General features: G+C 71.4%; 24 protein-coding genes and 1 pseudogene. 10 read left to right on the top strand and 15 right to left on the bottom strand.

The features are described from left to right. Window positions 1-22: 22 nt before the first annotated feature. From AWQ71_RS04885 to AWQ71_RS04865, 5 genes and pseudogenes are all read right to left on the bottom strand, one after another. The gene (locus AWQ71_RS04885) at window positions 23-967 is read right to left on the bottom strand and encodes an ATP-binding cassette domain-containing protein (RefSeq protein ID WP_067127215.1); all 945 of its coding nucleotides are present in this window, start codon (window positions 965-967) and stop codon (window positions 23-25) included. Window positions 968-1,074: 107 nt separating this feature from the next. Further along, window positions 1,075-1,827 (bottom strand): AraC family transcriptional regulator, encoded by a 753-nt coding sequence (locus AWQ71_RS04880; protein WP_067127211.1) that lies wholly within the window; start codon window positions 1,825-1,827, stop codon window positions 1,075-1,077. Between the two features lie 46 nt (window positions 1,828-1,873). Then, the gene (locus AWQ71_RS04875; RefSeq protein ID WP_067127208.1) at window positions 1,874-2,176 is read right to left on the bottom strand and encodes a putative quinol monooxygenase; all 303 of its coding nucleotides are present in this window, start codon (window positions 2,174-2,176) and stop codon (window positions 1,874-1,876) included. 198 nt (window positions 2,177-2,374) lie between these two features. Then, window positions 2,375-2,857 (bottom strand): annotated as a pseudogene (locus tag AWQ71_RS04870) (HAD-IC family P-type ATPase); the annotation flags it as partial. A 248-nt stretch (window positions 2,858-3,105) separates the two neighbouring features. Further along, window positions 3,106-3,477 carry an ArsR/SmtB family transcription factor gene (locus AWQ71_RS04865; protein WP_067127201.1) on the bottom strand — a complete coding sequence of 124 codons (372 nt, stop codon included), beginning with the start codon at window positions 3,475-3,477 and terminating at the stop codon, window positions 3,106-3,108. Window positions 3,478-3,544: 67 nt separating this feature from the next. Between AWQ71_RS04865 and AWQ71_RS04860 the strand changes: the two genes are divergently transcribed. The 3 genes from AWQ71_RS04860 to AWQ71_RS04855 all read left to right on the top strand — a co-directional run bounded on the left by AWQ71_RS04860 (window position 3,545) and on the right by AWQ71_RS04855 (window position 6,472). Continuing rightward, complete coding sequence (locus tag AWQ71_RS04860) at window positions 3,545-5,593, top strand: heavy metal translocating P-type ATPase (protein WP_369407184.1); 2,049 nt, start codon at window positions 3,545-3,547, stop codon at window positions 5,591-5,593. Next, window positions 5,590-5,766: a hypothetical protein gene (locus tag AWQ71_RS41335; protein ID WP_157570176.1), complete on the top strand. Its 177-nt coding sequence runs from the start codon at window positions 5,590-5,592 to the stop codon at window positions 5,764-5,766. Before AWQ71_RS04860 ends, AWQ71_RS41335 begins: the two co-directional genes overlap by 4 nt. 385 nt (window positions 5,767-6,151) lie before the next feature. Then, window positions 6,152-6,472: a hypothetical protein gene (locus AWQ71_RS04855; RefSeq protein ID WP_174550672.1), complete on the top strand. Its 321-nt coding sequence runs from the start codon at window positions 6,152-6,154 to the stop codon at window positions 6,470-6,472. Window positions 6,473-6,537: 65 nt separating this feature from the next. Here AWQ71_RS04855 and AWQ71_RS04850 read toward each other — a convergent pair whose 3' ends face one another. From AWQ71_RS04850 to AWQ71_RS04835, 4 genes are all read right to left on the bottom strand, one after another. Beyond that, window positions 6,538-7,206 (bottom strand): SDR family oxidoreductase, encoded by a 669-nt coding sequence (locus AWQ71_RS04850; RefSeq protein WP_067127192.1) that lies wholly within the window; start codon window positions 7,204-7,206, stop codon window positions 6,538-6,540. Between the two features lie 81 nt (window positions 7,207-7,287). Further along, window positions 7,288-7,806, bottom strand: coding sequence for a MarR family winged helix-turn-helix transcriptional regulator (locus tag AWQ71_RS04845; RefSeq protein WP_245658111.1), 519 nt, complete (start codon window positions 7,804-7,806; stop codon window positions 7,288-7,290). A gap of 155 nt (window positions 7,807-7,961) precedes the next feature. Beyond that, window positions 7,962-8,621 carry a response regulator transcription factor gene (locus tag AWQ71_RS04840; protein ID WP_084258514.1) on the bottom strand — a complete coding sequence of 220 codons (660 nt, stop codon included), beginning with the start codon at window positions 8,619-8,621 and terminating at the stop codon, window positions 7,962-7,964. Beyond that, a complete protein-coding gene (locus AWQ71_RS04835) occupies window positions 8,618-9,811 on the bottom strand; it encodes a sensor histidine kinase (RefSeq protein ID WP_067127189.1) in 1,194 nt (397 codons plus the stop codon). The genes AWQ71_RS04840 and AWQ71_RS04835 overlap by 4 nt, the downstream gene beginning before the upstream one ends. 110 nt (window positions 9,812-9,921) lie before the next feature. On the opposite strand from AWQ71_RS04835, the gene AWQ71_RS04830 reads away from it, so the two are divergent. The 3 genes from AWQ71_RS04830 to AWQ71_RS04820 are packed head-to-tail and all read left to right on the top strand — an operon-like array spanning window position 9,922 to window position 13,171. After that, a complete protein-coding gene (locus AWQ71_RS04830) occupies window positions 9,922-10,851 on the top strand; it encodes an ATP-binding cassette domain-containing protein (protein ID WP_067127186.1) in 930 nt (309 codons plus the stop codon). Next, window positions 10,848-12,398 carry a DUF1349 domain-containing protein gene (locus tag AWQ71_RS04825; RefSeq protein ID WP_067127184.1) on the top strand — a complete coding sequence of 517 codons (1,551 nt, stop codon included), beginning with the start codon at window positions 10,848-10,850 and terminating at the stop codon, window positions 12,396-12,398. Before AWQ71_RS04830 ends, AWQ71_RS04825 begins: the two co-directional genes overlap by 4 nt. Continuing rightward, window positions 12,395-13,171 carry an ABC transporter permease gene (locus AWQ71_RS04820; RefSeq protein WP_067127181.1) on the top strand — a complete coding sequence of 259 codons (777 nt, stop codon included), beginning with the start codon at window positions 12,395-12,397 and terminating at the stop codon, window positions 13,169-13,171. Before AWQ71_RS04825 ends, AWQ71_RS04820 begins: the two co-directional genes overlap by 4 nt. Here AWQ71_RS04820 and AWQ71_RS04815 read toward each other — a convergent pair. The 3 genes from AWQ71_RS04815 to AWQ71_RS04805 all read right to left on the bottom strand — a co-directional run bounded on the left by AWQ71_RS04815 (window position 13,151) and on the right by AWQ71_RS04805 (window position 15,656). Continuing rightward, complete coding sequence (locus AWQ71_RS04815) at window positions 13,151-13,429, bottom strand: hypothetical protein (RefSeq protein ID WP_067127178.1); 279 nt, start codon at window positions 13,427-13,429, stop codon at window positions 13,151-13,153. The two genes, AWQ71_RS04820 and AWQ71_RS04815, sit on opposite strands and share 21 nt — an antisense overlap. 480 nt (window positions 13,430-13,909) lie before the next feature. Further along, the gene (locus tag AWQ71_RS04810; protein ID WP_067127175.1) at window positions 13,910-15,259 is read right to left on the bottom strand and encodes a serine hydrolase domain-containing protein; all 1,350 of its coding nucleotides are present in this window, start codon (window positions 15,257-15,259) and stop codon (window positions 13,910-13,912) included. Between the two features lie 73 nt (window positions 15,260-15,332). Further along, on the bottom strand, window positions 15,333-15,656 hold the full coding sequence (locus AWQ71_RS04805; RefSeq protein ID WP_245658110.1) for an ArsR/SmtB family transcription factor: 324 nt from the start codon (window positions 15,654-15,656) through the stop codon (window positions 15,333-15,335). A 120-nt stretch (window positions 15,657-15,776) separates the two neighbouring features. Here AWQ71_RS04805 and AWQ71_RS04800 point away from each other — a divergent pair, with 120 nt between their 5' ends. Next, window positions 15,777-16,673, top strand: coding sequence for an LLM class F420-dependent oxidoreductase (locus AWQ71_RS04800; RefSeq protein WP_067127169.1), 897 nt, complete (start codon window positions 15,777-15,779; stop codon window positions 16,671-16,673). A 68-nt stretch (window positions 16,674-16,741) separates the two neighbouring features. Here the strand turns inward: AWQ71_RS04800 and AWQ71_RS04795 are convergent, their stop codons facing one another. Beyond that, window positions 16,742-17,584, bottom strand: a complete 843-nt coding sequence (locus AWQ71_RS04795) for an NAD(P)H-binding protein (RefSeq protein ID WP_067127166.1) — start codon at window positions 17,582-17,584, stop codon at window positions 16,742-16,744. 81 nt (window positions 17,585-17,665) lie between these two features. On the opposite strand from AWQ71_RS04795, the gene AWQ71_RS04790 reads away from it, so the two are divergent. Together AWQ71_RS04790 and recD2 are read left to right on the top strand one after the other, a co-directional pair. Beyond that, window positions 17,666-18,160, top strand: a complete 495-nt coding sequence (locus AWQ71_RS04790; RefSeq protein WP_067127164.1) for a MarR family transcriptional regulator — start codon at window positions 17,666-17,668, stop codon at window positions 18,158-18,160. Window positions 18,161-18,440: 280 nt separating this feature from the next. Continuing rightward, on the top strand, window positions 18,441-20,660 hold the full coding sequence (recD2, locus tag AWQ71_RS04785; protein ID WP_067127161.1) for an SF1B family DNA helicase RecD2: 2,220 nt from the start codon (window positions 18,441-18,443) through the stop codon (window positions 20,658-20,660). Window positions 20,661-20,669: 9 nt separating this feature from the next. Here recD2 and AWQ71_RS04780 read toward each other — a convergent pair whose 3' ends face one another. Next, window positions 20,670-21,401 carry an ArsR/SmtB family transcription factor gene (locus AWQ71_RS04780; RefSeq protein ID WP_245658109.1) on the bottom strand — a complete coding sequence of 244 codons (732 nt, stop codon included), beginning with the start codon at window positions 21,399-21,401 and terminating at the stop codon, window positions 20,670-20,672. A 241-nt stretch (window positions 21,402-21,642) separates the two neighbouring features. On the opposite strand from AWQ71_RS04780, the gene AWQ71_RS04775 reads away from it, so the two are divergent. Further along, complete coding sequence (locus tag AWQ71_RS04775; RefSeq protein ID WP_067127156.1) at window positions 21,643-22,848, top strand: L,D-transpeptidase; 1,206 nt, start codon at window positions 21,643-21,645, stop codon at window positions 22,846-22,848. Between the two features lie 128 nt (window positions 22,849-22,976). Here AWQ71_RS04775 and AWQ71_RS04770 read toward each other — a convergent pair whose 3' ends face one another. Beyond that, complete coding sequence (locus AWQ71_RS04770; protein ID WP_067127153.1) at window positions 22,977-23,459, bottom strand: TIGR03618 family F420-dependent PPOX class oxidoreductase; 483 nt, start codon at window positions 23,457-23,459, stop codon at window positions 22,977-22,979. Between the last annotated feature and the right edge of the window lie 48 nt (window positions 23,460-23,507).

Raw genomic sequence — 23,507 nt, 5'->3', positions numbered from 1 at the left:
GTCGCGGAGTCTGAGATGACGTTCATCGTGCGTTGATCTCCTTGTTCCCGTGACCGGTGAGGGCGAGGAAGACGTCATCCAGGTCCGGTGTATGCACCGACAGTTCCTCGACGTCGATGGAATGCCGATCGAGCCGATCGAGCAGCGCGCGCAATGACCGCACCCCGCCGTCGCCGGGTACCCGCAAGGTCAGCTCTTCGTCGTCCCTTGTGGACGCGTGCAGGACCTGTGCCGCGACGTCGAGCGCGTGCCGGTCGGTGAACCGCAGCCGGACGTGGCTGCCGGGAACCCGGCGCTTGAGCTCGTCGGCGGTGCCCTCGGCGACCAGCCGGCCTTGATCGAGTACGGCGATGCGGTCGGCGAGTTCGTCGGCCTCCTCGAGGTACTGGGTGGTGAGGAAGATGGTCGTGCCGCCGGCGACCAGTTCCCGGATGATCTCCCACATGGTGCGGCGGCTGCGCGGATCGAGTCCCGTCGTGGGCTCGTCCAGGAAAATAATCTGCGGCTTGCCGACCAGCGTCATGGCGAGGTCCAGCTTGCGGCGCATGCCGCCGGAGTAGGAGGACGCCGGTTTGCCCGCCGCTTCAGCCAGATCGAACCGGTCGAGCAGCCGGCCGGCGACTCGCTTGCCCTCCGCCTTGGGCAGGTGCAGGAGATCCGCCATCAGCAGCAGGTTCTCCTCGCCGGTGAGCAGGTCGTCCACCGAGGCGAACTGCCCGGTGACCCCGATGGCCGCGCGCACCGCCTTCGTTTCCGTGGCCACGTCGTGCCCGGCGACGACCACCTTCCCGGCGTCGGGGGACAGCAGCGTGGTCAACACGTTCACCGTCGTGGTCTTCCCGGCGCCGTTGGGGCCGAGCAGAGCGAAGATCGTGCCGGTACGGACATCAAGGTCGATGCCGTCGAGCACGACCTTGTCTTTGTATGCCTTTCGCAGCCCCGAGACCGCGATCGCTGATCCGTTCATGGCATCCACGATCGCCGACCGCCCTGATACCGGGCCGTCGCGGTGCTGACGCGGCCGCTGACACGACACCGCATCGGACCTGATCGCCGCCGTGAGCCCGGACCTGGTCAGGGCCGGAAGCTGGCTCGGTACTCCGTGGGCGTGCGGGCGGTCAGCTGTCGGAACGCGGCGTTGAACGCCGACAGTGAGGTGTAGCCGACCGCGAACGCGATCTTGGTGATCGGAGTATCGCCCGCAGCCAGTTCTTCGATCGCACGCAGGATCCGCATCCGGCGCAGGACCGCCCGCCACGTCATACCGGTCTCATCCTCGAAGCGCCGGGCCAGCGACCGTGGCGCCAGGCCCACCTCCTCTGCCACGTCCTCGAAGCGGAGCTCGCCGCCGAGCCGCTCCTCGGTCAACTGCAGGGCTCGACGTAGCTCCGGTGATCGCCCCGCCGGCACGACGACTGGACTCGGCCGCTCGGCGAGCCGCCAGGACACCGCGGCGAGTGCGGTGAAAAGTGTCTCGGCGTACGCCGTAAGAGGTTCGTCGCTCTCGCCCCAGGTGCCGCACTCGTTGACCAGCGCGCGTGCCAGAGGGCTGAGGTCGAACACGGTCAACGGCGCCGGCGGGGCCGCGGTGAATCGGGGGTCAAACAGCACGGACGCGGTCGTGACCGGCTGCGGGATGCTCACCTTGATCGCCTGGCCCGCCTCGATCAGGGCGGCCCGTGCCGGCGGCAGCAGCCACGCCTGGCCCTGCGCCTCGAGCCGGAGGGCACCGGCCGAGGCGCAGAGCAGGTAATGGCCGTCCATTTCAAGCGCGCGAGCGGGCTCCTGCGGGAACGTGCGGACGAAGCTGTACGCCTTCCGGTTCATCCGCAGCCTCGCATCGACCAATCATAGGGAGCCGCCATGACACCGGTCAGGCCACGGTCTCCAGCAACTCCGCGCGAAAGCGCCGGCTCACCGGCAACCCGACCATCATCGGCCGAAGCACCTCACCAGAGCGTGCGAAGGAGTCTGACTTCAGGTAGCCGGCAAATGACTCCTCGTCGTCCCATTCGTGGATCACGGTTACCCGGGTCGCGTCCTCCCGGGAGGCGTACGCCCGGTAGGCGACGTTACCCGGCATCGCGCGCACCTCGTCGCGAACGCTGTCGACCTGGGCCAGGGCCGCCGCACGGTCGGCAGCGGCGATGTCGAAGTCGACCATGGCAATGATCACGAGAACCTCCTGGATCGGGGCGGCGACTGCCGCTCGGGGGATGTCCCGATCCTCACACCGACCCGGCCTGGCCGGCCTCCGCGAGCCGGACGCGTTCACGCTTCCAACGGACACGCCCTCGGCGGGCCGCCTACCGGGGCCGTTCGGGCTCCGCGTGGCCGGTGGCCGGGCTGCGGGGGCGTGGTCATGCGTGCGTGCTCACGCTCCCGCCGTCGCCGGTGCGAGCGCGGGGCTCACCTGCTGGGCCAGGGGCAGTGGCTTGGCACGCCCGGCGCGAACGCCGTTGCCGATGACGACGATCTCGGCGAGTTCGTGCACGGCCACGACCGCGGCCAGGCCCAGCACGCCGAAGGCGGCCAGCGGGATCAGCACACCGATCAAGGCGAGGGACAGGCCGACGTTCTGCAGCATGATCGCCCGGGAGCGGCGGGCGTGCGCGAGCGCCTGGGGCAGATGGCGCAGGTCCTCACCCATCAAGGCGACGTCGGCGGTCTCGATCGCCACGTCGGTGCCGATGGCGCCCATGGCGATCCCGGCGTCGGCGACGGCGAGAGCGGGTGCGTCGTTGACGCCGTCACCGACCATCGCGGTCGGCCGCGCCCGCCGCATGTCCGCCACGATGGCGGACTTGTCCTGCGGACGCAGGTCGGCGTGCACCTGCCCGATGCCCGCGGCGGCGGCGAACCGCAGCTCGCTGACCTGCCATAGCCGCTGCGGCTCCCGCTCTTCCTCCTCGGCCCCCTGCTCGCGAGGCTCGGTGGAGCCGCAGCCGCACGCGTCACTCATCGCCCCTCCTCCGCGGCACGCGCCGGCTCGGCGGTCGGCTCGCCGTAGCTGGGGCACAGCGCGACCGCGTTGATGCGTTGTGGCGAGCGATCGTCGGCAACAGCGCGCCGGAGCCCCTCCGAGGCGTCCGGGGGAGTCCCAGATTAGAAGGCAGTACGTGCGGGCATGGCGGAAGCCCGGCCACCGGCCTGGTCGGCGCGGTCGATGTGGTCGGCGTGGAACAGACCCTCGGCGAGAAGGCGGCGCACGTGTTCGTCGGCCGCGCTGTAGTAGACGAAGGTGCCCTCGCGGCGGCCCTTGACCAGCCCGGCCAGGCGCAGCTTGGCCAGGTGCTGGCTGACCGCGGTGGGGGCGGCGTCAGCGAGTTCGGCCAGGCAGGCCACCGAAGACTCCCCTTGCAGCAGCGCCCAAAGGATCTTGATGCGGGTGGGGTCGGACAGCAGCCGGAACGACTCGGCGGCCAAGTGCACCTGTTCCTCGTTGGGCATGTCGAAGTCAGGCAGCGAGGTGTGCATGAATCCAGCATATCCCTGAGCCTTCACTATTTGCATACCTGCGTGCATGCGCACATATGATGCCTCGGTGACTACCGATCTGAGAACGCCCGTCGCCGCACCCCCAGCGGCGGCCTCCCGGCAGGTCCGCTGGTGGCGGTCCGGGGCCTGCTCGCTGCCGGAGGTGCGTTGGGCGGCCGCGGCAGCCGCGCTGTTCGCCGTCGGTGGCATCGCCCAGCTGGCCGGAGCCCCGTCGTGGCTGTGGTGGGCCCTGTATCTGACCTGCTACGCCGCGGGTGGGTGGGAGCCGGGCCTGGCCGGGCTGCGGGCGCTGCGCGAGCGGACGCTGGACGTCGATCTGCTCATGGTGGCCGCGGCCATCGGCGCCGCCGCGATCGGGCAGGTCTTCGACGGCGCCCTGCTCATCGTCATTTTCGCCACCTCCGGCGCGCTGGAGGCGGTGGCTACCAAACGCACCGAGGACTCGGTCCGTGGTCTGCTGGACCTGGCCCCCGAGCGGGCGACCCGCCTGACCGAGGCGGAGGACGAGGAGGTCGTCCCCACCGCCGACCTCAAGGTGGGCGACGTCATCGTGGTCCGGCCCGGGGAACGCATCGGCGCCGACGGCCAGGTCGTGTCCGGCGCCGGCGACGTCAACCAGGCCACCATCACCGGCGAGAGCCTGCCGGTGGACAAGCGGCCCGGGGACGAGGTGTTCGCCGGCACCCTCAACGGCCTCGGCGTGCTGCGCGTGCGCGTGACGCGGCCCGCCGCCGACACGGTGATCGCCCGCATCGTGGCCATGGTCGAGCAGGCCGGTGCCACCAAGGCGTGCGCTCAGCTGTTCATCGAAAAGATCGAGCAGCGCTATTCCCTGGCCATGGTCGCCGCCACCCTGGCCGTCTTCGTACTCCCGCTGGCCTGGGGCGTGCCGCTGCAAGAGGCGCTGGTGCGGGCGATGACCTTCATGATCGTCGCTTCGCCGTGCGCGGTGGTGCTGGCCACCATGCCGCCGCTGCTGGCCGCCATCGCCACCGCCGGCCGCAACGGCGTGCTGGTCAAGTCCGCCGTGGTGCTGGAGCACCTGGCCACCGTCACCCAGGTCGCCTTCGACAAGACCGGCACGCTCACCGAGGGGCGCCCGCATCTGGCCGCACTGCGCCCCCTGCCCGCCGCCTCCGTCGGCGCCGATGCCGACGCCCTGCTGGCGCTGGCCGCCGCGGCCGAGGACGGCTCCGAACACCCGCTCGGCCGCGCCGTCGTCCGCGCGGCCCTCGACAAGGGGCTGATCTGGACCGGCGCCGACTCGTTCGAGGCGGTGCCCGGCTCGGGCGTGCGCGCCCGGGTGCACGGGCGGCTGGTCGAGATCGGCCGCCCCGCACCTTCCCCGCAGGACGACCCGCAGGAGCGAAAGACCACGGCCGCGACGCAGGCCGCCCCCGACGACGACGGTGGGTACGGCGCCGTGGTGACCGAACTGGAGGACGCCGGGCACAGCGCAGTGATCATGAAGCTGGACGGGATTCCTGTCGCGGTGCTGGGCCTGGCCGACCGCGTGCGGCCCGACGCTGCCGCGGCCATCGCCCACACCGGCGCCCTCACCCTGACCGCACCGATGCTGCTGACCGGCGACAACCCGCGCGCCGCCGCCCGGGTGGCCGCCGCCACCGGCATCCGCGCCACCGACGTACGGGCCGGGCTGCTGCCTGAGCACAAGGTGGCCGCGGTCCGCGAACTTCACGACAGCGGCGCGCGGGTGGCGCTGGTCGGCGACGGCGTCAACGACGCCCCCGCCCTGGCCTCGGCCCACATCGGCATCGCGATGGGCCGCGCCGGATCCGACCTCGCCCTGGACACCGCCGACGCGGTCATCACCCGCGACGAACTGGCCGCCGTGCCCGCCGTGATCGCCCTGGCCCGGCGCGCCCGCCGCCTGGTCGTCGCCAACCTCGTCATCGCCGCCACGTTCATCGCCGTGCTGGTGGCCTGGGATCTGCTCGGCGAGCTGCCCCTGCCGCTCGGCGTCGCCGGGCACGAGGGCTCCACCGTCATCGTCGGCCTCAACGGCCTGCGCCTGCTCCGCCAGGCCGCCTGGCGCCGCGCCGCCGCCACTGCCACCACCAGGAAGCCGTCATGACGCCCCCCGACAACATCACCTTCCCCGCTTGGGCCGCCCCTTCGCCGCCCGGCAACACTTTTCGTTGGATGCCGGCCAACCCCACCGCGCCTTCCTCCTCTTGGATCGAAGCGGACGGGGCGACCTTCAGCCTCTTGCGTCTGCCGGTGATCGAGGTGAAGAAGTTCCGGTAGGCGGTGTTCAGATCGGTGCGTGCCCGCTGTTGACTACAGCGGCTTGTCCGCCATTGGTATTGAGGCGGCAAGGTTCCACCGGGGTTTGAGGCTTTCCCCATGCGTCGGCGCAGCACCGTCGACGACAGGCGGCGGAAAGTCTCCGGGGATAGTTCAGCGACAGCCTTGAAGTCATGAGTGATGACGACCGCGAACAGCCCGGCGGCGCGGAGCCGGCTGTCGAGACATCCGGCCCTACGGCTGCGCCGCGGACCGGCGATGCGCAGAACCGCTCCATGGCCATGGCCGGTGAGCCTGAACCTGGAGGTGCAAGGCGGCCTTCAACCAATGGCGGAGGTGAGGGCGTGGCCCTCATCCCGCCCTCCGCCCCACCCGCTTGGCGCCGGTGCTGTTCGTCGCCGGTGCGGGCATCGGCCTCACCTACCCGCACCTGTCGGTGGCCGCGATGTCCAGCACCCGGGATCCACAGGAAGGAGGACGGGCGGCGGCGGCGATCGCCACGATGACGAGCCTGTCAATCGCGTTCGGTACGGCGGTCGCCGGGATTCTGGTCAACCTGGGTGGCGGGTCGATGCTCGACTCGGCGCGGTATGTCCTGTTCGGGCTTGCGATCATCTGCGCGATCGGCGCCCTCACCGCACACGCCGCAAATCGCGGAATGCGGACGGATCCGGTCGATCGGGTCCCGCTCCGCCAAGGCTCGTGACTGCCTGAGCTGACATGTCCGGCTCAGCGGATCGCCCCAGGGCGGTCGCCCGGTCCCCGCGGCTCTCAGCCGATCAAGTGCTCGGCCGCCTCGCGGCGGGTGTACAGCTCCCAGTAGTCCTGCGCGATGTCGTCCGGGGCGCGGTGCGGAACGCCATCGAGGGCCTGGCCGGCGTCGGCGATCATGAGGTTGATCGCGACGTTGGCGGCGTAGATGCCCTGGTCGGCGAGGGTCTTGTGGAGGTTGAGGGCCCAGTTGCGCTGGCCGGCCTGCGCGATGTTGGCGGTGGCGAGCATGGGGTAGGGGGCGATGGCGCCGCCGCCGGTGGTGAACAGCAGGGTGCCGGAGCCGGCCTCGCGCATGGCGGGCAGCACGGCCTGCACTGCGGCTACCGCCCCGAACAGCAGGGCGTCGACCTGTGGGCGCAGCGCGTCCAGGGTGACGTCTTGGGGTTGGACCATGGTGAGACCGGCGTGCGGGGAGAACTCCAGGACGTCGATGCGCCCGAAGCGGGCGGCCGCCTCGGTGAGGGCGGCGGTGAGCTGGCCGGGGTCGGCGACGTCCGCGGGGAACGCGGCGGCGGTGACACCGGCCCCGCCCAGCTCGGCCACCAGGGCATCGAGCCGGTCCTTGCTGCGGGAGATCAGAGCGACGTTGAAGCCGTGGCCGCCGAAGACCTTGGCGATCGACAGGCCGAGACCCGGACCTGCTCCGACGATGGCGAGAGTGGGCATGACGGAACCTTCTCCTTGCTCTGCCGGGCCCGAACGAGCACCCGGGGACGGGATGCGGGATGTGCGGTGGGTGATCCAGGATCAGCGGGGATCAGCGGGTGACCAGTCGGTGGGGCAGGGCGCGTCCATCGAGCGCAGGATGCGCTGTGCGATGGCGCCCAGCTGGCGCTGCTGCGCCTTGGTAAGCGGGTCGAACACCAGGCGGCGCACTTCCTCGGTGTGGGCCGGTGCGGCGCCGGCGACCGTGTCCTGGCCCTGGTCGGTGAGGGTGGCCAAGGTGTAGCGGCCGTCGGTGGGGTCCGGTCGGCGCCGGATCCAGCCGCGCTTTTCCAGCCGGGCGACCACGTTGGACAGCCGCGAGAGCGTGCTGCCGGCGTAATGCGCCAGATCGCTCATGCGCAGGGTGCGCTCGGGCGCCCCGGACAGCGCCGACAGCGTCATGTATTCGAAGTGCCCGATGCCCGCGTCCCGCTGCATCTGCGCTTCCAGGGCAGCCGGCAGCTGGGTGAGGACATAGGCGAACGCGTACCACTGCTGCTGCTCGTCGGCGTCCAGCTGGTGCCTGACGGGCGCCTCCTCGCGCTTCTGGTGCTCTTCCACGCCCTCACCGTAACTTCAAGCATGAAGCGATGCAAACGGTTGATCACTATGAGCTTGAAGTGATCGAGTGCTATTTTCGCTCTAAGCTTGAAGTCATAGTGAAGTGGTGGGGACGCTTGGACGTCTTCTTGTGGATCGTCTCGGGCCTGCCGGCACTACGGACGAATCCGGTAGCCCACGCCGGGCGTGGTGGAGATGACCGGGGGATCGCCGAGCTTGCGGCGCAGCCGGCCGACGGTGACGGTGACCGTGTTTGTGAGCGGGTTGGCGTGTTCGTCCCAGACCTGTTCGAGCAGGTCTTCGCTGCTGAGGAACGCGGGACTGGCGCGCAGGAGGGCTTCGAGGAGGGCGAACTCCTTGACCGACAGGTCCAGCGGCCGGCCGTCCCGGGTGGCGGTGCGGCGCAAGGGGTCGAGTTCGATGCCCGCCGCGCGCAGGGTTCGAGGGCGGGCGGAGGGCTGGCGGCGGGCCAGGGAGCGGATGCGCAGGACCAGCTCCGGGAAGTGGAAGGGCTTGGCGAGGTAGTCGTCGGCGCCCAGAGTCAGGCCGGCGACCCGATCGCCCGGCGAGCCGGCCGCGGTCAGCATCAGGACCATGACGCGGTCGTCGCGCTCACTGATCATCTGGCAGAGGGTGTCACCGTGGACGCCCGGCAGGTCGCGGTCGAGGACGACCACGTCGTAGGCGTTGAGGTCGAGCTTGGCCGCGGCTTCCAGGCCGTCGTACGCCACGTCCACGGCCATGCCCTGGTCGGACAGCCCTTCGATCAGGACGGCGGCGAGGGCGCGCGCGTCCTCCACTACCAGGACTCTCACGCCGGGACACCCGCCCGCGCGCTCGTCAGGGGGAGCGAGACGGCGACCCGGAGGCCGCCTTCGGGCCGGGCACGCAGCTCCAGGCCGCCGCCGTACGCCTCGGCGACGGCGGCGACGATCGACAGGCCGAGCCCCGAGCCGTTGTCGGAGCCGGTCCGGTCCGCGCTGAGCCGTTGGAACGGCCGCGCCAGCAGCGCGACCTGGCCCTGATCGAGAACGGGCCCGCCGGTCTCCACGACGAGGAGCGCGCTCTCGCCCTCGGCCCCGGTCGCGCACCGGATCCAGCCGCCGTCGTGGTTGTGCCTGACGGCGTTGTCGATCACGTTGTCGATCATCCGGGCCAGCAGTGTCGGGTCCCCCCGCGTCCACGCGCGGTCGTCGACCGTACCGTCGTGAACGGTCAGTCCCTTGGCCGCGATGCCGGCGGCGTGGGCGTCCAGGGCCGCGGACACCGCGCGGCCGAGGGAGAACGCCGTGCCGTCGGATGACGCGCCGTGCTGGCCGCGGGCGAGGATGAGGAAGCCCTCCAGAAGCCGGTCGACCTGGTCGAGTTCGGCGCGGAGCCGGTCGGCCAGCGCGGCCGTCTGGGCCGGCACCGGATCCGGCTTGGCCATGGCCACGTCCAGCGAGGCCCGCATGGTCGTCAGCGGGGTGCGCAGCTCGTGGGAGGCGTTGGCGACGAACCGGCGTTGGGCGGCGAAGGACGCCTCCAGGCGTTCCAGCAGTCCGTCGATGGTGTCGGCGAGGTCCTTCACCTCGTCGGCCGGGCCCGCCACGGCCAGGCGTTTGTGCAGGTCGTCGGCGGAGATCCGGCGGGTGGCCGCGGTGATCGTGCGCAGCGGGCGCAGCACCCGGGCAGCGACGATCCGGCCCAGCGCGACCGAGACCACGGCCATGACGGCCAGCGCGACGATCGAGCCGACCAGGAGCTGACGAGATTGGGCCGCCTTCACCTGTGACAACTCGGCCTGGAGGAGCTGGTTGAGCTCCATGGCGGCCGCGAGCGTGTCCGGCCGGTCCGGCGCGGCGCCGGGAGGCGCGGCGTGGCTGGACTGCGTCCCCCACAGTCCCACCAGGTTGTTGATCACCAGCAGTCCGGCACCGGACATGAGGAACATGACGCCGTACAGGGCGGTGAACCGCCACCGCACGGTGCGGGCCCCAAGGGCCATACGACGCAGCGTCCTCATCGGTCATCTCCTTGCTCGGTGCCGACCTTCAGGATGCCGCGCCCGACCTAACAACGATGTGACAGGGCTCGTTCGGGCCGTGTTAGGTCCGGGTCCGTACAACCGGAGCCATGCACGCAACCATCGAAGTCCACGGCCTGCGCAAGCGGTTCGGCCAGACTGTGGCGCTGGACGGGATGTCCTTCACCGTGTCCCCGGGACACGTCACCGGCTTCGTCGGCCCCAACGGCGCGGGCAAGTCCACCACGATGCGGGTGATCCTCGGCCTGGACGCGGCCGACGAGGGCACCGCGTTGGTGGGTGGGCGGCCGTACCGGAGCCTGCGCACACCCCTGACCCACGTCGGCGCCCTGCTCGACGCCGCGGCGCTGCAGCCCAGCCGTACCGCGCGCAACCATCTGCTGTGGCTGGCGCACTCCCAGGGGCTGCCCGCCAAGCGGGTCGACGAGGTGCTCGAACAGGTCGGCCTGCGATCGGCGGCCCGCCGCCGGGCCGGCGGCTTCTCCCTCGGCATGCGGCAGCGGCTCGGCATCGCCGCCGCGCTGCTCGGCGACCCGCCGATGCTCATGCTGGACGAGCCGGTGAACGGCCTCGATCCCGAGGGCATCGTGTGGATCCGCGGCCTGCTGCGTTCGCTGGCCGCGCAGGGCCGCGCCGTCCTGGTCTCCAGCCACCTGATGAGCGAGGTGGAGGACACCGCGGACCGTCTCGTGGTGGTGGGCCGGGGCCGGGTCGTGGCCGACACCACCGTGGCCGAGCTGATCGCCGCCGTGTCCCGTGACCGGGTCCGGCTCCGTACGACGGCCCGGGAGCATGCGACGACGGTGTTGTCGCGGGCCGGGGCCACCGTGGCCGGCGCCGACCGCGACGTGATCACCGTCTCGGGGCTGGCGGCCGAACGCGTCGTGGCGGCACTCACCGCCGGCGCCGTGCCGTTCTCGGAGGTGGCCGCCGACCGGGCCACGCTGGAGGAGGCCTACATGGAGCTCACCCGGAACGCGGTCGAGTTCCGCGCGGCGGACGCCGAGGCGGGCCGATGAGCGCCGGAACGGCCCCGTCACGCGGTGGCTTCCGGCGCCTGCTCCGCGCCGAGTGGACCAAGTTCAGGACGGTACGCGGCTGGGTGCTCGGCCTGGCGATCGCGCCGCTCGTCATCGTGACGCTCGGGCTGGTCGCCGCGTCGGGCAGCCACACCTCGTGCGGCGGTCCGACCGATGTCTGCCCCGCCACTCCGGTCGGGCCGGGCGGGGAAGCGGTGGACGACCGCTTCTACTTCGTGCACAGGTCGCTGACCGGCGACGGCGGCATCACGGCTCGCGTGAGCTCCATGACCGGCCACATCCGCAAACCTGACGTCACCCAGGGGGCGCGCAACGTCGTCGACGGCGTCGTGCCGTGGGCGAAGGCCGGGGTCATGGTCAAGGACGGAACCCGGCAAGGATCCGCGTACGCGGCGACGATGGTCACCGGCGGCCACGGGGTGCGGATGCAGTACGACTTCACCCAGGACATCGCCGGCCGCCCGGGCGGCGTGTCGAACGGCTCCCCGCGCTGGCTGCGGCTGACCCGCGCCGGGGACGAGCTCACCGGCTATGAGTCGGCGGACGGCCGGCACTGGACCGTGGTCGGCACCGCCCGGCCGGCCGGTCTGCCCGACACGGTGCAGGTCGGGTTCTTCGTCGCCTCTCCGGGCGATCTGACGGTCCAGCAGGCCGACTTCGGCGGGAGCATCCAGCAGAGCCGGTTCACCGAGGCCATCGCCGACTTCGACCAGGTCGCCGTGGAGGGCGAAACGTCCGGCGGCGCATGGGAGCGCGACGACATCGGCGTGACCATGGAGCCCGACGGGTCGACGCCCCACCATCCCGGCGGGTTCGCGCAGTCCGGCGACACCTACACCGTGACCGGGGTCGGCGACATCGCGCCGCTCGGGGACGGCCAGCGGATCGAAAGCACCCTCTCCGGCCTGCCGGCCGGCCTCGTCGGGGTGATCGTGGTCGCGGTCATGTTCGTCACCGCCGAATACCGGCGGGGCCTGATTCGCACCAGCCTCCTCGCCGGCCCGCGGCGCGGCCGGGTGCTGGCGGCCAAGGCCACGGTGATCGGCACGGTGACGTTCGTCGCCGGGTCGGCCGCGGCGGGCATCACGGTCGTCGTCGGCACACGGATCCTGCGCTCCAACGGCAACCCCGTCCTCCCGGTGAACACCTTCACCGAGCTGCGAGTCATCGCCGGGGTCGCGGCGCTGGCGGCCGTCTCCGCCGTCCTCGCGTTCGCTCTCGGCGCCCTGTTCCGGAACAGCGCCGCGGCGGTCACCGCGGCCGTCGCCGTCATCATCGTGCCGCACGTCCTCGCGACCACGTCCGTCCTGCCGGTCGGCGCGGCCCAGTGGCTGCTCCGGCTCACCCCGGCCGCCGGATTCGCCGTCCAGCAGAGCATCCCCGAGTATCCGCACGTCATCTCGTACTACGCGCCGTCGGCCGGTTACTACCCGCTGGCCCCCTGGGCCGGCCTTTCCGTGCTCTGCGCCTACGCGGCGCTGGCCCTCGGGCTGGCGGTCGTCCGGATTCGCCGGAGGGACGCATGAAGCGGCATCTGTCGGCCGAGTGGACCAAACTACGCACCTTGCCTGGAATCGGCTGGCTGCTGCTGGCCGTCGTCACCCTGACCCCCGCCGCGAGCGCCGCCGCGGCCGCGGTGGTCTCCTGCCCGCCCGCGGGATGCGCCTACGACGTTCCCAAGCTCGCCCTCATGGGGGTCCAGGTGGGCCAGGCGATCGTCGCCGTCCTGGCCGTGCTGGTGATCACCGGTGAGTACGGCACCGGCCTGGTCCGGACCACCTTCACCGCCATGCCGCGCCGGGTCGCCGTCCTGACCGCCAAGGCGGCCGTCCTCACCGGGGTGACGCTGTTCGCGGCGACCGGCGCCGTGCTCGCGTCCGTACTGGCCGGGCGGCTCATCCTGCCCGGCAACGGGTTCGTCCCCGAACACGGCCAGCCGCTGCTGTCCCTGGCGGACGGCCCGACGTTCCGGGCGGCCGCGGGCTCGGTCCTCTATCTGGCGCTCATCGCCCTGCTCAGTCTCGGCGTCGCGGTCGCCGTACGGGACGCGGCGATCGCCATGGGGATCGTGTTCGGCCTGCTCTACGTCCTCTCGGCCGTTCCCCTCATGGTCTCCGATCCGGGCTGGCAGAAGCTCCTGTGGCAGATCTCTCCGATGAACGCGGGGCTCGCCGTCCAGGCCACCACGCGTCTCTCGGACCTGCCGCTCAGCCCGTGGGCCGGACTGGCCGTGCTCGCGGCGTGGGCCGCCGCCGCGCTCCTGTGCGGTGGGCTGCTGCTACGGGCGCGCGACGCGTGAGCCCGCCCCCGCGTCGCCGGTGAGCCGGTCCCGCTGGAGAACGAGTTTCGTGGCTTTCGCGGCGTACGCGGCCGGGGCGTCGTCCCAGTCCGCGAGCAGGGTGGTGACGCGTTCGGCGGGAAAGTCGGTGCGGTGGACGAAGTCCAGCAGGTCGGTGAGGGCGGCGCGGGCGTGCGAGACGCCCACTCGGAGGGTGATGTCGGTGGCGTACATGCGCATGACGGGGACGCGGGTGCCGGGCGCGAGGTAGTAGCCCACGGCTGTGCATACGCCGCCGGGAGCTGGCGGCTAAGCGGATGTGCCGATGTCGGCGGCGTCCGCGACGCTGGGCTGGCGGTCTGGAACCTGAACCGGATAGAGGCGCCCCGGGCGAGCGTCGGGCGAGGGCGGGGTTCGGCGAACGCCATGGTGGATTCGTTGCCGAGGGCGGAGACGACGGAGCGCCGTACGGGGTGGCGTGCGCTGACGACGCGGAGATTTCCGCGCGGGAGCCCTGGGGTACGAGGCCGATCTGCTCAAGGCCGGGACCAAGTTGAGCCGGACCCTGGCGATGATCAGGTGCTGCGGGTGCGGAACCGCGTGGCGAACACGATCGAGACCCGGCCGCGGCATCCGCTGCACGCCTCCCGCGCCGCGGAGGTCACCTCGCTCTGGCGCCTGGGTCGCGTCTGACTTGGCCGGGTCGATGATCGGCGCTTCGGCCCCGCCGCCACGCGGTCGGCGGCGGGACCGGGCGTGTCAGCGCCAGCCGCCCTCGTCCACGCCGCCGGGGACCGGCGCCGAGGCGTCGTACGGCTCACGCGTGAAGACGAACGTGTTGAGGTCGATGTGGACGCCGCCCTCGGGGGAGTGGACCACGCGCAGCGTCTCGCCCGCGTAGTACCCGTCGAGGCCGAGCCAGGTGCCGTCCGGCTGGGCGACGAACCGGGAGGCGCGCCCCTGGCCGCCGACCGGGGTGAGCGAGACGCCCCGGTCCGGCAGCAACCGCAGCAGGTAGGCGCTCGGCCCCCAGTACCACGGGCCGGTGAGCGCGAGCAGGTCGGCGTCGGCCGTGCCGGGCACCCACTCGGCCGGCAGCGCCGGCTCGTGCGCGGCGAGAATGTCGAGCAGGTCCTTCGTGAGCGAGGCCCGCACGCCCGAGGTGGTGTTGGCCAGGAACAGGACGCCCAGGTCGGCGGCCGGGTCGGCCCACACGGTGGCCAGGAACCCCGGCATCGATCCGGTGTGCCCGGCCAGGCGACGGCCACTGTGCCGGACGAGCTGCAGGCCGAGACCGTACCCCGAGACCCAGCTCTCGCCGTCGTCGACCGCGGCGGGCTCACGCATCTCGACGAGGGTGTCGGGGCTCAGAACGCCCCCCGTGTGGCCGGCGACGAAGGCCGTCCAGCGGGCGAGATCCACCGGAGTGGACCAGAACTGCCCGGCCGGGGCCATGGCGCCGTGGTCGTTCTCGGGCTCCGGAAGCAGCACGTCGGCCCAGGGATGCACCGCGTAGCCCTGGGCGTGCGGGGCGCGCGGCCGCGTCGTCGTGCCGGTCATGCCGAGCGGTTCGAGGACCTCCTCACGCACCGCCTGCTCCCACGGCATCGAACGCTTGCGGGTGACCAACTCGCCGAGCAGCGCGAAGCCCAGGTTGGAGTAGTGGTAGCGACGGCCGGGGCGGTGCCGGGAGAGGCCGGAGCCGAGACCCGCGAGCAGCTCGTCGGCCGGCGCACCGGGCGTGCGCTCCCACCACACCCCCGGCGGCTCGGCGGTGAGCCCGCTGGTGTGGGAGAGCAGGTGGGCGACGGTCACCTCGTCGGCGGGCGTGCCGGGCATGTGCTTGCCGAGCGGGTCGAGCAGGTCGAGCGCACCCTCGTCGCGCAGCCGCATCACCATGACCGCCACCATGCTCTTGGTGATCGACCCGATGCGGTACTGCGTGTCCGCCGTCGGCGACGCGCCGTCAACCCTGCCCCGGAAACCGAGCCAGGCGACCTGACCCCCTCGGACCAGACCTGCGGCCAGTGACGGCACCCGTGACTCCGCCTGCTCGGCCGCCAGTCTGTGCAGCAGGGCGCGAGCCGTACGTTCTTCGACCTTCGACATGGGTCCAAGGCTAGCGGCGTGCTCCGACAGACCCGGACGGCATCGGCGGACCTCACGCCCGGTCAGGGGCGGCTCAGCCGGCCCCGTCCACGCCGTCCGCGCCGGCCGCTTTCTCCCCGCTCCCGGGCTCGGCGCCCTCGGCCAGGACGAGGTCGAGCAGGCCGGGGAAGCGGGCGCCGAACTCGGCCGCGCGCAGCCGGTTGACGCGGCGGGTGCCCTCGTCGCGCTGCTCCAGCAGCCCCGCCTCCCTGAGGACCGCGAAGTGGTGGCTGAGCGTCGACTTGCGCACCGGGATGTCGAAGGTGCCGCACGCCTTGGTCCACTCGGGCGAGGCGGCGACCTGCCGGATGATCAGCCGCCGCACCGGATCAGCGAGGGCGTGCAGGGCGGACTGCAAAGTCGCCTCCTGGGGATGCACGTGGGTGAGGGATCGGCCTCGGCCGGTACCCCCACTGTTCGATGTGCGTCGAACATCTGAGTAATGTTCCATCTCGATCGAACATCTTAGGAGGAGCTCATGGACGACCAGCGGACCAGGATCGGCCGGGTGGGGGTATGGCACGCCGCGATCGGCCGCCTGTCGGGGGAGGCGACCAGGAAGGCGGTCGCCGAGATCGAGGAGTTCGGCTACGGCACCCTGTGGTTCGGCGAGGGATCGACGACCAAGGAGGCGCTCAGCAACGCGGCGATCCTGCTCTGCTCCAGCAGGCGGATCACCGTCGCCACCGGGATCGCGAACATCTGGGCCCGCGACGCCACGGCGATGGCCTCCGGCGCGGCCACGCTGGCCGAGGCGTTCCCCGGCCGATTCGTGCTCGGCATCGGCGTCAGCCACGCCCCGCTCGTCCAGTCGCGCGGCCACGACTACCGGCGGCCGGTGGCCGCGATGGCCGGCTACCTCGACGCCATGGATCAGGCGAGGTACGACGCGAAGGCCCCCACCCATCCGGCGCCCCTCCTGCTGGCCGCGCTCCGGCCCAAGATGCTGGGACTGGCCCGTGACCGCGCCGACGGCGCGCATCCGTACTTCGTGCCGGTCGAGCACACGGCGCGGGCGCGCGAGGTGCTCGGGGACGAACCGGTCCTCGCGCCCGAGCAGGCCGTCGTGCTCGAACGCGACCCCGGCACCGCGCGGGCGTACGCGCGCGAGCACATGGCGCCCTACCTGGCTCTGCCGAACTACGCCAACAACCTCCGCACGTTCGGATTCGACGACGACGACCTCGCCGACGGCGGAAGCGACCGGCTGGTGGACGCGATCGTCGCCTGGGGCGACGAGGACGCGATCCGCGACCGGGTGCAGGCGCATCTGGACGCGGGTGCCGACCACGTCGCGATCCAGCCCCTCGCGCCCGGCGGCCGGCTACCGCTGGAGCACCTGAGGGAGCTCGCGCCCGCCCTGCTTTCTCTCTGACAAGCCCTCGGACGGGCCTTCAGACGGGCGCCGTGCCGTGCCGCCCATAACGGCCGGGCGACGGCGAGTCAGCCACGGAATACTTCGGCATGATCGGCGGCCCAGGTGGCGAAGGTCCGCGCGGGCCGGCCGAGGACGGTTGCCACGGTGTCCGACGAGGGGCCGGGCGTCTCCGTGCGGTCGGCCAGGTAACCGAGCAGCCGGTCCGGGACATCCTCCGGATGACCCTGGGCGATCATGGCCTCGCGGACCCGCTGGGGCGGGAGCTCCTCCCAGGCCAGCTCTTTGCCGAGCGCCTCCCCGAGGAGGCGGACCTTGTCGCGCTGGGTGAGCGACTCGGGGCCGGTGAGCACGTAGCGGTGCCCGGCATGATCGGGGTCGACGAGCGCCCGGGCGGCGACGGCGGCGACGTCCCGCTCGTCGACGGGCGAGGTCGCGGCGTCGCCGTAGGCCCCTCGGACGACACCGGCCGCGCGGATCTGCGGCGCCCAGGCGAGGCTGTTGGCGGCGAAGTCCGAGCACCGCAGACAGGTCCACGGCAGGCCCGATGCGATGACGGCGTCCTCGGCCGCCGCGAATCCGTCGGCGAAGCGGCGCTCACCGCCACCGAACTCGACGGTTGCCGCGGACAGCAGCACCACCCGCTCCGCCCCTCGCTCGGCCGCCAGTGCGACCAGCTCCGCGGCGGCGTCCCCGACCGCCCGCGGGCTGATCAGGACGGCACCGACGGCGTCCAGCGCGGGCGCCAGCGATGCGGGCCGCGAGGAATCACCACTCACCACATGGACGCCTTCCGGCAGCGCGGCGGTGGCCGGGGAGCGGGTGACGGCCGCCACCTTCTCCCCGCCCTCCAGCAGCAGCTTTATGACTTCCCGCCCCACGTTGCCCGTCGCCCCGGTCACCAGGATCATGGCCAGTCCTCCTCGTTCGCGGACTCGTGTGCCCAGTACGCTGAGTCACCCGAAAACCATACGATATGAGAACGATATTATATGAGTTCCATAGAATCTCCCGAAAGTGGAGAGGCCGCGCGCAGCAAGAGGCGGCTGGCAAGCACGATCAAGGACTCACTGCGTGAGCTGAGCGTCGAGTTGTCCATGCTCAACCACCAGGTCAGCGCCCGCCTGTCCCTCAAGGACGTCGACCTCGGGTGCCTGGACCTCCTCGTGCGTCAGGGCCCGATGAGCCCGAGTGCTCTCGCCCGCCGTGCCGGCCTCCATCCCGCCACCCTGACCGGCATCCTCGACCGGCTGGAGCGCGGCGGCTGGGTCGTACGTGAACGCGACCAGAACGACCGCCGCTCGGTCGTCGTCCGCGCCCTGCGTGACCGCAACGCCGAGGTCTTCCACCTGTTTTCAGGGATGAACGCAGCGATGGACGAGATCTGCGACCGCTACGACGAGAAGGAACTCGCGCTCCTCGCTGATTTCCTCCGGCGGGCCACGAGCGCCGGCCAGGTCGCCGCCGATGACTTGGCCGGCGGTTGAGCGGTCGGTCCGCCCCTCACCGGATCCGGCGGATTCGACACCGCGGACGTACGTGCTGCCGCGCCGGCCGCGCGGTGGGAGCGTCTGGGGCACTGTCCCGCACCCGCCCGCCGATGGCGTGCCGCCCGGCATGGATGAGAAGGCCGGCGGTCAGGCCAAGCCCCACAAATACCCCGAACGGGCGGCCGGCCCGGCCGGGCTCGCAAAGGTGATCACTGGTGTTTCATTGTCGGACTCCTGGCCTAGGCTTGCCCCGGGTGTTCGGTATGGAGGTGACGGCGTGAACCCCGAGGCATCTGGTGGCTCCGGTACCTGTCTTTCGGCGGTTCTGGAACGGATCACCTACGCCAACGAGGAGACCGGCTACACCATCGCCCGGGTGGCGACCGAGCGCTCAGGAAACGAGCTGCTCACCGTGGTGGGGCCGTTGCTGGGCGCCCAGGTGGGCGAGTCCCTGAGCCTCACCGGCCGGTGGACCTCCCACCCCCGGTACGGCAAGCAGTTCGAGGTGTGGTCGTACACCACCGTGCTGCCCGCGACCGTCCAGGGCATCCAGCGCTACCTCGGCTCGGGGCTGATCAAGGGGATCGGCCCCAAGATGGCCGAGCGGATCGTGGACCACTTCGGCACCGACACCCTGCGGGTGATCGAGGAGGAGCCCGGCCGGCTGGTGGAGGTGCCGGGGCTCGGCCCCAAGCGCACCAAGATGATCGCCGCCGCCTGGGAGGAACAAAAGATCATCAAAGAGGTGATGATCTTCCTGCAGGGGGTCGGCGTCTCGACCTCGATCGCGGTCCGCATCTTCAAGCAGTACGGCGACAGCTCGATCGAGGTGGTACGCAAGGAGCCCTATCGGCTCGCCGACGACGTGTGGGGCATCGGGTTCAAGACCGCCGACACGATCGCGCAGGCGGTCGGCATCCCGCACGACAGCCCGGAGCGGGTCAAGGCGGGCCTGCGCTACACGCTGTCCCAGGCCGCCGACGACGGCCACTGCTACCTGCCCGCGCCCAACCTGGTCACCGACGCCGTGAAGATCCTCGACGTCTCGGCCGAGCTGGTCACCACCTGCCTGGACGAGCTGACCGCGGACGACTCCCGCGAGGCGAGCGTCGTCCGGGAGGAGATCCCGGCGGCCGAGGGCACCGTGCCCGCGATCTACCTGGTGCCGTTCCAGCGGGCCGAGGCGTCTCTCGCCGCGACGCTGCGCGGCCTGCTCACCACCTCCGGAAACCGGCTGCGCGCGTTCGAGGACGTGGACTGGCCGGTCGCGCTGGACTGGCTGCACGGCAAGACCGGCGCCGAGCTCGCCCCCGAGCAGGCCCAGGCCGTACGGCTGGCGCTGACCGAACGGGTCGCCGTGCTGACCGGGGGACCGGGCTGCGGCAAGAGCTTCACCGTGCGCTCGATCGTCACGCTCGCCAGGGCCAAGCGCGCCAAGGTCATCCTTGCCGCGCCGACCGGCCGGGCGGCCAAGCGGCTGGCGGAGCTGACCGGCCACGAGGCGACCACCGTGCACCGCCTGCTGCAGCTCCGGCCGGGCGGCGACGCCACCTTCGACCGGGACAACCCGCTGGACGCCGACCTGGTCGTGGTGGACGAGGCGTCCATGCTCGACCTGCTGCTGGCCAACAAGCTCGTCAAGGCCGTCGCGCCCGGCGCGCACCTGCTCTTCGTCGGCGACGTCGACCAGTTGCCCTCGGTCGGCGCGGGCGAGGTGCTGCGCGACCTGCTGGCCGCGCCCGACATCCCGAGGGTGCGGCTCACCCAGATCTTCCGGCAGGCGCAGCAGTCCGGCGTTGTCGTCAATGCGCACCGGGTGAATACCGGCCAATCGCCTCTGGTGCGCGAATTCCCTGACTTCTTTCTTTTCCCATGCGAAGAGCCGGAAGAAATCGCCGCGCTCACCGTGGACGTCGTCGCCCGCCGCATTCCGGCGAAGTTCGGGCTCAATCCGCGCCGCGACGTGCAGGTGCTCGCGCCGATGCACCGGGGCGCGGCCGGGGCGGGCGCGCTGAACATCGCGCTGCAGGAGGCGCTCACCCCCGCGCGCGAGGGCATGCCCGAACGCCGGTACGGCGGGCGGGTGTTCCGCGTGGGCGACAAGGTCACGCAGCTCCGCAACAACTACGACAAGGGTGCCGCGGGCGTGTTCAACGGCACCGTCGGCGTCGTCACCGGCATCACGCCGGAGGAGAGCAAGCTCACCGTCCTGACCGACGAGGACGAGAACGTCGACTACTCCTTCGACGAGCTGGACGAGCTGGCCCACGCGTACGCGGTGAGCATCCATCGCTCGCAGGGCAGCGAGTATCCGGCCGTGGTCATCCCTCTCGCGACCAGCGCGTGGATGATGCTGCAGCGCAACCTGCTCTACACCGCGATCACCAGGGCCAAGAAGCTCGTGGTCATCGTCGGCTCCCGGCGCGCCCTCGGCCAAGCCGTACGCACCAAGGGGGCGGGCAGGCGGCACACCGGGCTGACCCACCGCCTGCTGTGAGCCCGGCGGCTACGTGCCGCCGCCGTCGTCGAGGGAGAGCCGCAGCGCCGCGACGTCGATGTTCAGCAGGCGGGAGAACGCCTCGGCTCCGGCCGGGCCGACGACCAGGGCGCGCCCCGAGCCGATGCGGGCGACCCATCCCTGGTCGAGCGCGTGGCGGCAGAGGGCGGCCCCGGCCGTCCCGGCCAGGTGCGGGCGGCGCTCGGTCCAGTCCAGGCACTGCCGGGCGAGCGGTCGCCGGCCGGTGGTGCCGGGCAGGCTGCCGAGCACGTCCTCCAGCCAGGACGTCCCGGCCTCGGTGAAGGCGAAGCCCGTCCGCCGTTCGAGCAGGCCGTGGCCGGACAGACCGTCGGCGACCGCGACTCCGAGCCGCCCGGCCAGGTGGTCGTAGCAGGTGCGGGCGAAGGCCAGCGCGCGGCGCGCACCGGCGACGCGCAGGGTCCCGGGCGGCGAGTTCGCGGGCGGGCCGTGCGCCGCCATGTCCTCGATCAGCTGCGCCACGGCCGGGTCGGCGAGCCGTACGTAGCGGTGGCGCCCCTGGTGCTCCTCGGCCAGCACGCCTCCGGCGACCAGGCGCGAGAGGTGCTCGCTGGCGGTGGATGGGGCGACGCCCGCGTGCCGGGCCAGCTCGCCGGCCGTCCAGGCCCGCCCGTCGAGGAGCGCGAGGCAGAACGCTGCGCGGGTGCCGTCGGCGAGCAGCCCGGCCAGCCGGGTCAGCGCGATCTGGGAATCGGAGGCCACCCGTCCATCATGGGCGCCGCACATTGCGGCCGGCGCCGAAGCGTCGCGCCATATTGACGATGATCATGCTTTTGGTTTGACGCGCACTTTACTCGGATAGAACTAAGTTCAGGGTATTACGTAACGAAAGTGTGACCTAACTCTCCAAAAGAACGACTACGGGCGGAGTTGGTCCTAATAGAGTCTTGTATTGCACTTTGCCATCATGGGGGAGACGTTTGCGTTGACCACTAACACGCGCATGAGATTGCCACTCGTCGGCCTCGCCGCCGCCACGGCCGTCGTGTTGTCCGCTTGTTCCGGGGGCTCGGGCGCAGGGGGCGCTTCGGGAACCGACGGCTCCGGCGACACCGGAGCGACCGCGGCCGCCGCGCCCGCGATCAAGATAAGTCCGGCCGAGGGCACCGCGAAGGTGCGCCCGGACAAGACCGTCGTCGTCACCGCGGCGAACGGCTCGCTTGAAGAGGTCACCCTGGAGACCGACGGGGAGCAGGTCGAGGGGGCGTTCAACAAGACCCGCACCAAGTGGATCTCCAAGAAGCCGTTGAAGCCGTCCACCAACTACACGGTGTCGGCCAAGGCGAACGGCGACGGGGGGCCGGCGACCGCCACGAGCGATTTCACCACCGACAAACCCAAGATCGAGCTCGCGGTCGCCGACGTGACCCCGGGACTCAAGGGCGAGACGGTCGGCGTCGGCATGCCCATCATGGTGACGTTCAACCAGGCCGTGCAGGACAAGGCGGCGGTCGAGGCCGCTCTTGAAGTGAAGGCGCAGAAGCCGGTCCCCGGTGCCTGGCGGTGGATCAACGACAGGCTGGCCATCTACCGGACCGCCAAGTTCTGGCCCGCGCACCAGACCGTCACGTTCACCGCCCACCTCGCCGGCGTCAAGGGCGGCCCGGAGATGTACGGCGTCGAGGACCACACCGCCAAGATCAAGATCGGCGCGGAGTGGGTCAGCTACGTCAACATCAAAACGCACATGATGGTGGTCAAGCGCGACGGCAAGACCGTGCAGACCATGAAGATCAGCGCGGGCAACGGCACCACCCGCGAATACACGACCACCAGCGGCGTCCATCTGACCATGGAACGCGCTAATCCGGTCACCATGATCTCCCCGGGGAAGAAGGAGGGCGACCCCGGCTACTACAAGGAGATCGTCGACCACGCGGTCCGCATCTCCAGCAGCGGCGAGTACGTGCACAGCGCGCCGTGGTCGGTCGGCTCCCAGGGCCGGGCCAACGTCAGCCACGGCTGCATCAACGCCCACCCGACGCAGGCCAAGTGGTACTACCAGAACTTCCACCGGGGCGACGTCGTCAAGATCGTCGGGACCACCCGCGCGCTCGAGTGGAACAACGGCTGGGGGTTCTGGCAGATGCCGTACAGCCAGTGGAAGCAGGGCAGCGCCCTGAAGTCCACGTCCAAGTCCCAGGGATAGTCCGACCTTCACCGGCCCTGGCCGTCCCCGCAGCGGGGACGGCCAGGGCCGTTCTGTGCCCGGCCACGGCGCCCGCCCCCGCCGTCGTACGCGGACGGGTGAAATCTCCGCCCTGATCGTGGCCATGGTCAGCCTTCGGCGGCGACGTCCAGCGCCGTTCCGTACAGGCGGGACACCCGGATCCTGATCACCACGCGCCGGTCCGCCACCATCTGCTCAAGGAAGGCCGCCTCGTCCGCGGGATCCGCGAAGCCGGGTGTCAGGGCCAGCAGCTCCCGTCCGACCGCGTCGCCGGGAACGGCCGACGCCTCGGACACCTCCGCCTCGCCCTCGGCGACGACGAACGACCAGGCATCCGGGCTCACATGCAGGGCGGCATGCGGATCGCGCCGCAACTGGCGCACCTTGAGACGGCCGGCCGTGGAGGAGATCCGCACCACCCGCTCCTCGGGGCTCCAGCGGTGGACGACGGTGGACAGATGCGGGTGGCCGCTGCTCCTGACGGTCGCCAGCACTCCGAACCGCTGATCGCCCAACGCCTGTGACAGTTCCTCCTGGGTGAGAACCCGGGGCTCGGGTCCGCTGCCCGGCTTGTGCTCGGTCGCGCTCATGGGACATGCCTTTCGTGTGGTCGTGGAGTTCGGGTGGTCGTGGAGGAG

Source organism: Microtetraspora malaysiensis (assembly GCF_001528665.1).
Taxonomy (GTDB): Bacteria; Actinomycetota; Actinomycetes; order Streptosporangiales; family Streptosporangiaceae; genus Microtetraspora_A; species Microtetraspora_A malaysiensis.
This window is presented reverse-complemented; position numbering and strand designations above follow the sequence as displayed.